This window comes from Rhizobium sp. 42MFCr.1 (genome assembly GCF_000377185.1).
In the GTDB taxonomy this organism is placed as follows: domain Bacteria; phylum Pseudomonadota; class Alphaproteobacteria; order Rhizobiales; family Rhizobiaceae; genus Rhizobium; species Rhizobium altiplani.
This window is the reverse complement of sequence record NZ_KB897821.1, coordinates 292,892-300,682: the sequence shown is the minus strand read 5'-3', so window position 1 is coordinate 300,682 and position 7,791 is coordinate 292,892. Positions and strand designations below refer to the sequence as shown.

At 60.6% G+C, this 7,791-nt stretch carries 6 protein-coding genes; 1 reads left to right on the top strand and 5 read right to left on the bottom strand.

Annotation, left to right across the window (positions count from 1 at the left end):
• The coding region (locus C934_RS0106975) for an NAD-dependent epimerase/dehydratase family protein (RefSeq protein ID WP_018855983.1) at nt 1-503 on the bottom strand (503 nt) is incomplete at its 3' end.
• A gap of 346 nt (nt 504-849) precedes the next feature.
• Here C934_RS0106975 and C934_RS0106970 point away from each other — a divergent pair.
• On the top strand, nt 850-1,632 hold the full coding sequence (locus tag C934_RS0106970; RefSeq protein WP_018855982.1) for a class I SAM-dependent methyltransferase: 783 nt from the start codon (nt 850-852) through the stop codon (nt 1,630-1,632).
• A gap of 6 nt (nt 1,633-1,638) precedes the next feature.
• Here C934_RS0106970 and C934_RS0106965 read toward each other — a convergent pair whose 3' ends face one another.
• From C934_RS0106965 to kdpB, 4 genes are read right to left on the bottom strand one after another with little or no spacing between them, the layout of a single operon-like run.
• Entirely contained in the window at nt 1,639-2,343 is a 705-nt protein-coding gene (locus C934_RS0106965; protein ID WP_018855981.1) for a response regulator transcription factor, read from the bottom strand.
• Nucleotides 2,340-5,048: a sensor histidine kinase gene (locus C934_RS0106960; RefSeq protein WP_018855980.1), complete on the bottom strand. Its 2,709-nt coding sequence runs from the start codon at nt 5,046-5,048 to the stop codon at nt 2,340-2,342. The genes C934_RS0106965 and C934_RS0106960 overlap by 4 nt, the downstream gene beginning before the upstream one ends.
• 60 nt (nt 5,049-5,108) lie before the next feature.
• On the bottom strand, nt 5,109-5,678 hold the full coding sequence (gene kdpC / locus C934_RS0106955; protein WP_018855979.1) for a potassium-transporting ATPase subunit KdpC: 570 nt from the start codon (nt 5,676-5,678) through the stop codon (nt 5,109-5,111).
• Nucleotides 5,679-5,690: 12 nt separating this feature from the next.
• Nucleotides 5,691-7,778 carry a potassium-transporting ATPase subunit KdpB gene (kdpB, locus tag C934_RS0106950; protein WP_018855978.1) on the bottom strand — a complete coding sequence of 696 codons (2,088 nt, stop codon included), beginning with the start codon at nt 7,776-7,778 and terminating at the stop codon, nt 5,691-5,693.
• Nucleotides 7,779-7,791: the final 13 nt, after the last annotated feature.

The window sequence follows — 7,791 nt, the reverse complement described above, 5'->3', positions numbered from 1 at the left end:
AGCACGACCGATCGAAAGCCCGTGTACTTGTCGTAGTCGGAAAGCGCCTGCTCGACGATGTACTTCGTGCGACCGTACGGATTGATCGGCACCTGGCGATGCGTCTCGTCGAGCGGCACGCTCTGCGGCAAGCCATAAGTCGCGCAGGTCGACGAGAAGACGAATGCCTTGACGCCAGCCGTCTGGGCAGCTGCCAGGAGTGTCAGTGTGCCGATGACGTTGTTCTCGTAGAAGGCAACCGGATCCTTGACCGATTCGCCGACTTCGATGAGCGCGGCAAAGTGCAGGATGGCGGCTGGCTTGTGTGTTGCCAGGACCTCGTCAAGGCGCGCCCGATCCCTGATATCCCCTTCTTCCGCGGGTCCCCACTTTACGAACTCGCGGTGACCGTTTGAGAAATTGTCGAAAACGACCGGTTTGAAGCCCTTGTTCGCAAGATCGAGACACGTGTGCGAGCCAATATACCCAGCGCCGCCAACGACCAGAACCGTTTCACCTGCCATGCACCACCTTCAATTCTCGTTTCGGATGAAGAGAAGACTTAAGGCAGGTCGATGGCAAGAAAAAGAAAGAAACGAACGGGGGAGGGACGCTGGCCTCGTTTTGTCGACGATGGCATTAGCAAATTGATCGCGCAAAGCTTTTCAGGCGCGATCGACTGTTCGGCAATGCTCGACACGACAATATTTTTAAATAGAACAGCAGACTCCTTTTGATCATTCCTGCAACCAAGCGTATCTATAAATACTGCTTTCGCGTGATTTTAAATAGAATTGACTTCTCTTCGTGATTTCTGCGAGAAATTGTCTTCTTCGGTGCCTCTGTTGATGAATCTGGAAGCACAGTTCAATGAATTCATCGATAAGAAAATTCATCTTCCATGATCTTCAGGCGATTGAAGGATACATTGATCCGCCTGACGCGCTGGTATTTCTTGCTGTTCTGCGGGCACAGCAATCAGCATCCTTGCAAGGTGGCTTGGCCGAGATCGGCGTTTACTACGGCCGATCCTACTTCCTGATGCGAAAGATCTGCGGAGAGGCCGAGAAGATCGTGGCGATCGATCCCTTCGATATCCTGAAACCTGAGCACGGCGCGACGCAATATGACCGTTTCGTGGCGGGTGGCCGCCAACTGGGCCTTTCCGTGGATGCAGAGCGCGTCGTCAAGAGCGACAGCACGCTGCTCAGGCCGGAGGACATTATTGAAAGGGCCGGCAAGGTCCGCTTTTTCAGTATCGACGGCGGCCACATGCTGCACCACGTCGCGGCCGACAGTCGTCTTGCTGCCGGGTCGCTTGCGGAGCATGGGATTATCGTCTTCGACGATACCTTCAATCCCGCCTGGCCGGAGGTCACGGTCGGGGTGACCGATTTCCTGCGTGAAGAGGCCGGCCGCTTCTCGGTTTTCTGCCTGACGAAATACAAGACCTATGTCTGCCGCAACGCTTTCCACGCATTCTATTCGCGTTCGATCATGACTTCACCGGAGCTGAAGGCGTTCGATCACATAGAGACGGATTTCCTCGGCTCGACGGCGATCCGGTTGCACAATCCGATGCGCCGCCGCATCGCTCATGAAGTGATGGTCGGATTGGGCATGCGCGCACTGTCGGAGCGCGCTTACCGATAGGCCGATTTAGGCTGCTGGCGGATCTGCTTCTTTGAGCCTGTATCCGACGCCGGTTTCAGTCGTGATGTATTGGGGCTGGTCCGGGCTCTGCTCGATCTTTTGGCGCAGCTGTCGCACGTAGACACGCAGGTATTGTACGTCGGCAGCGGGCCCCCAGATCTGCTTCAACAGAAACTGGTGGGTGAGGACCTTTCCCGCATGCTGGGCGAGGACCCGCAGAATGTCGTATTCCTTCGGCGAGAGCTTGATTTCCCTGCCGTCGATCTTGACAATGCGCTTGACGAGGTCGATCGACAGGCCGCCAGCCTGAAAGATCGCTCGTTCACCCTGCTGCTGCAAGCGATGACGCAAGGCGACACGAAGCCGGGCACCGAGCTCGTTCATGCCGAACGGTTTCGTCAGATAGTCATCGGCGCCCGCTTCCAGTGCCTTGACGATTCCGGTTTCATCGGTCCGGCTGGAAAGGATCACGATCGGCAAGGCAAGGCCTGCGTCTCTCCATTCCTGCAGCAGTTCATGGCCCGACTTGTCCGGCAGGCCAAGGTCGAGCACGATCAGATCCGGCGGATCATCCTTCGCTGCCTGCAGCGCCGCCACGCCGTTTGGCGCTTCGTGCACCTCGTAGCCTTGCGCCGTGAGACCAACGCGAAGCAGCTTGCGGATCGGGGGCTCGTCGTCAACGACGAGGATTTTTACGGCTGAACCGGTCATTTTAGCTCATCCAATTTCGGAATCTCGTTTGGCTTCGGAAGACGGATGGTGAAGACAGCACCCGAACGATCGGAGCGATTTCGGGCAGTGATCGCACCGCCCATCGCCTCGACAAAACCGCGACAGATGGACAGGCCGAGGCCCGTCCCGGCGCGAACCTGGTCCCCTTTGCTTACTCGATAGAATGTGTCGAAGACGCGGTCCACATCCGCCGGCGGAATGCCGGGTCCCTCGTCTGAAACCTCAACCACAACATTGTATTCGTCCGCCCGCCCATCGATACGGATTGACGACCCCTGCGGCGCATACTTGGCAGCATTGTCGAGTAAATTGAAAAGCACCTGTTCGAACAATACCGGATCGACGCGGATCATCGGCAGGTCTGCAGGAATCGTCATGACGGTCTTGTGGTGCGCAAGAATTTTCTCGGCGCGGCGCAGCGCGCTTCCGGCAATGTCGCCCGGGTAGTGAAGCGCATAGTTCGGCTCCATCGCACCGGACTCGATCTTCGTCATGTCGAGCAGGTTGGCAATAAAGCGGTTGAGCCGTTCCGACTCGTCGACGACGGTCGACAACAGATCCAGACGATCTTCAACCGACATGGAATCGCGGTAGTCCCGCAGAGTGCCTGCAGCGCCAAGGATGGCCGCGAGCGGCGTCTTCAGGTCATGCGAGATCGAGGTCAGGAGGGCAGAGCGCAGACGATCGGCTTCGGCAGCCAGCTTGGCGCGGTCAACATCCGCTACTAGTTGAATGCGCTCTATCGCAAGCGCCGCCTGATCCGCCAAGGCGTCGAGAAGGCGTTGCTGTTCGGGCGTCAGCAGAGGGCCGTCGCGTCGGTCATTGTCCAAGCCGATCACACCAACGGCGGCACGTCCGGTTCGCAGCGGCACGTAGAGGCGTTTGGCGCCAGGCAGGGTATCGGCGCCACGGCCTGCGGCGTGATTGTGCTCCCACGCCCAGCGGGCGGCGGCAATATCTGCCTCATCGAGGGTGTCATCCGGCGGATAACCGGCCTTGACGGCGATGGTGCCTTCTTCCGGCAGCAGAAGGACGACGCGGACCTTGAGCATCGATGCCAGCTGAAAGGCGGTGGCCCAGAGAACGTCGTCGAGCGTGCCGGTGCCGGCCAATTTCTTGGAAAAGAGGTAGAGGTCTTCCGTCGTCCTGGCACGCTGCCGGGCAGCAGCCGCCTGGCGTTGGACCGTTGCCGTCAGGTTGCTCGCGATGACAGCGACGCCCAGGAAGAAGAACAACGCAAGCACGCTCTCCGGATCGCTGATCGTCAGCGTGTAGCGGGGCGGCAGGAAGAAGAAGTTAAAGGACAGCGCGCTGATGATGCAGGTATAGAGCGCTGGGCGCAGCCCGTGGATGACCGCCGAGGTTAGCACCGCCATCAAGAACACGAGGGCAAGGTTGCGGACATCAAGAACCTGATCGAGCACCACGCCGGCGATGAGCGCGACAACCACATAGGCTGTCGCGGAGAGATAGGCCCGGATGTTGAAGTCGGGCACGGACGGTGCGGCTCCGACGCCGCGCGCGGATGTTCCCACCGTCTCGCTGCCGGAAATCACATGGACGCTGATATTGCCTGACGTCCGGATCAGATCGTCGGCTATGGAGCGGTGAAGCCAGTCACGCCAGGTCGGCTTGTTGGGGGCGCCGATGACGATGTGGGTAACGTTGTTGGCAGCGGCGTGGCGGACCAGCTCTTCGGAGACCTCACGGCCGGGAATGGTGATCGCCTCACCGCCGAGCTGTTCGGCCAATCGAAGTGTGGCCGCAATTGTGTCACGGTCGGTTTCAGTCAGATTGATGGAACGACCGGTCTCGACATAGACGGCCGCCCACGGTGCCCGCAGTCGCGAGGCCATTCGCGAGGCATAGCGGACCAGCGAGGCCGAGCGCGGATGCTGATCAACCGATACAAGAACCCTTTCGCCCGCGGCCCAGGGACCAGCGATGGCATGTGCCTGCATGTGGGTCAGGAGTTGGTCGTCGACACGCTGCGCGGTTTTGCGCAATGCCAGTTCGCGCAGCGCGGTCAGGTTTCCGGGCGTGAAATAATTGGTCAGAGCCCGTTCGGCAGTCTTCGGAACATAGACCTTTCCGTCGTGCAGCCGCTTGATCAGATCATCCGGCGTCAGATCGATGATCTCGACGTCATCGGCCATATCGATGATCGAATCCGGGACGGTCTCTCGCACTCGGATGCGGGTAATCTGCGAAACGACATCGTTCAGGCTCTCGACGTGCTGGATGTTCAATGTCGAATAGACGTCTATGCCGCGGTCAAGCAGCTCCTTCACGTCGAGATAGCGCTTCGGATGGCGGCTGCCCTCGGCGTTCGTATGGGCAAGTTCGTCGACGAGGACGAGGCGCGGTTGGCGGGCGAGGATAGCGTCAATATCCATCTCCTCGAGCGGGCGGCCCTTGTAGTCGATCTTGACACGCGGAATGACTTCGAAGCCATTGACGAGCGCTTGCGTTTCCTTGCGCCCGTGGGTCTCGACGATGCCGATCACCACGTCAACGCCATCGGACATCTTGGCACGGCCCGATTCCAGCATCTCGTAGGTCTTGCCGACGCCGGGCGCGGCGCCCAGGAAGATCTTCAGACGGCCACGTGTCTCCTGGCGCGCTTTCTCTAGCAGCGCGTCGGGCGAGGGCCTTCCAACCTTGTCGCGGTTGTCTTCCGGCATGCGGGTCAATCTTTCTGACGAGCAAGCCCCGGTGCGCGCAGGCGCCCGGGGCCTTCAATTTTACTGAGAGATAGAAGCATCAAGAGACTGATTCAATGCCAGAACATTGACCGTGCGTTCACCGAGGAACCCAAGTTCGGGGTGATTGACGGCGGCATCGACAATCGTCTTGAGCTTTGCCTCATCCATGCCGCGCGCCTTGGCGACGCGCGGTATCTGGAAGTAGGCGGCTTCGGGTGAGATGTGCGGATCAAGGCCGCTGCCGGAAGCCGTCACGAGGTCGATCGGCACCTCCACATTCGGGTTGGTCGCCTTGGCTGCTTCGTAATCAGTCTTCACGCGATCGATGAGCTTCTGGCTGGTTGGGCCGAGGTTCGAACCGCTGGAGCTGGCGGCATTGTAGCCGTCGCCTGCTGCCGAGGGACGGCCGCGGAAGTACTTATCGCCGGTGAAGGCCTGGCCGATCAGGGTCGAGCCGATCACGTGGCCGTCCTTCTCGATCAGGCTGCCGTTGGCTTGCGCCGGGAAGAGTGCCTGTGCAGCGCCCGTCATTGCGAGCGGATAGAGCAGCCCGGTGATGGCGGTGGTGGCAACGATCATAACGATTGCCGGACGAAGTTCTTTCAACATGATGTCAACTCCTTAGGCGAGACCGATGGCCGTGATGACCATGTCGATCGCCTTGATGCCGATGAACGGGACGATGATGCCGCCGACACCGTAGATCAGCAGATTGCGGGACAAGAGCGCGCCGGCGCCGATTGCGCGGTATTTGACGCCTTTGAGCGAGAGCGGGATCAGCGCCACGATGATCAATGCGTTGAAGATGATGGCCGACAGGATCGCGCTCTGCGGGGTCGCTAGCCCCATGACGTTGAGGACGCCGAGTTGCGGATAGAAGGCCAGGAACATTGCCGGGATGATGGCGAAGTACTTGGCAATGTCATTGGCGATCGAGAAGGTCGTCAGCGCGCCGCGGGTCATCAGCAGCTGCTTGCCGATCTCGACGATCTCGATGAGTTTCGTCGGATCGCTGTCGAGGTCGACCATGTTGCCGGCTTCGCGGGCGGCGACCGTGCCGGTGTTCATGGCCACGCCGACGTCGGCCTGGGCGAGGGCAGGGGCGTCGTTCGTGCCGTCGCCGCACATGGCGACGAGCTTGCCTTTGGCCTGCTCCTCGCGGATCAGCGAGAGCTTGTTCTCCGGTGTCGCCTGCGCCAGGAAATCGTCCACGCCGGCTTCGGCGGCGATTGCTGCTGCCGTCATCGGGTTATCGCCTGTTATCATGACCGTGCGGATACCCATCCGGCGCAGTTCGGCGAAGCGCTCGCGGATACCGCCCTTGACGATGTCCTTGAGCTGGATGATGCCGAGCAGCTTGCCGTCACGGGCGACTGCCAGCGGCGTGCCGCCTGCCTTGGCGATTTCGTCGGCAATTGCCTGCAGTTCCCGCACGGTCTCGGTGTTGGTGCGGATGGCGATCGCTGCGTTGCCTGATGCCGGTGCCGATGCGGCGCCAACATAGGCGAGTACGGCATCGACGGCCCCCTTACGGATCGAAGAGCCATCGACATCCACGCCGCTCATGCGCGTCTGCGCGGTGAAGGGCACGAAGGCGGCCCTCAGGCTGGCCATGTCGCGGCCACGGATGCCGTATTTCTCCTTGGCAAGCACGACGATCGAGCGGCCTTCCGGTGTTTCGTCGGCGAGCGATGCCAGTTGCGCGGCATCGGCAAGGTCCTGTTCGGAGATGCCGTGAACGGGGCGGAAGGACGTGGCTTGGCGGTTGCCAAGCGTGATCGTGCCGGTCTTGTCGAGGAGCAGCGTGTCGACGTCGCCGGCTGCCTCCACGGCGCGACCGGACATGGCCAGCACGTTGAAGCGTACCAGACGGTCCATGCCGGCGATGCCGATCGCCGAGAGAAGCGCGCCGATGGTCGTCGGAATCAGCGTCACGAAGAGCGCGACGAGGATGATGATCGGGATCGAGCCGCCGGCATAGCTTGCAAAGCTGGGGATGGTCGCGGTGGCCAGAACGAAGATCAGCGTCATGCCGGCAAGCAGGATGTTGAGGGCGATCTCGTTCGGGGTCTTCTGACGTTCGGCACCTTCGACGAGCGAGATCATGCGGTCGAGGAAGGTGTGCCCCGCGGCCGCGCTGATACGAACGCGAATCCAATCGGACAAAACCTGCGTACCGCCGGTAACGGCCGAACGGTCGCCGCCGGACTCGCGGATGACAGGGGCGGACTCGCCTGTTATCGCGGCCTCGTTGACAGATGCGACGCCCTCGATGACTTCACCGTCCGAGGGAATGATGTCGCCAGCCTCGACGAGGACAAGATCGCCGACCTTCAGGCTCGTGCCCGGAACGAGGCGGTAGCCGGTGCCGTTGTTGGCCGTCAGCAGTTTTGCCTGGGTTTCGGTGCGAGCCTTGCGCAGCGAGTCCGCCTGCGCCTTGCCGCGGCCTTCGGCAACGGCTTCGGCGAAGTTGGCAAAAAGCACGGTGAACCAGAGCCAAAGGTTGATCTGGAAGGAAAAGCCAAGATTTCCGCCGCCCGTGACGAGATCACGGACGAACAGGATCGTGGTCAGCGCCGAAACCGTTGCTACGACGAACATGACGGGGTTCTTGGCAAGGGTGCGCGGGTTCAGCTTCTTGAAGGCGGCGCCCACGGCCGGAATGAGAATGCGAGAATCCATGATGCTCGCTGATTTTGCCTGGCTCATAAGAGACTCCAGC

Coding starts and splice junctions, on each gene's coding strand:
- C934_RS0106970 (WP_018855982.1), top strand. CDS start 850: ATGAATTCATCGATAAGAAAATTCATCTTCCATGATCTTCAGGCGATT.
- C934_RS0106965 (WP_018855981.1), bottom strand. CDS start 2,343: ATGACCGGTTCAGCCGTAAAAATCCTCGTCGTTGACGACGAGCCCCCG.
- C934_RS0106960 (WP_018855980.1), bottom strand. CDS start 5,048: ATGCCGGAAGACAACCGCGACAAGGTTGGAAGGCCCTCGCCCGACGCG.
- kdpC (WP_018855979.1), bottom strand. CDS start 5,678: ATGTTGAAAGAACTTCGTCCGGCAATCGTTATGATCGTTGCCACCACC.
- kdpB (WP_018855978.1), bottom strand. CDS start 7,778: ATGAGCCAGGCAAAATCAGCGAGCATCATGGATTCTCGCATTCTCATT.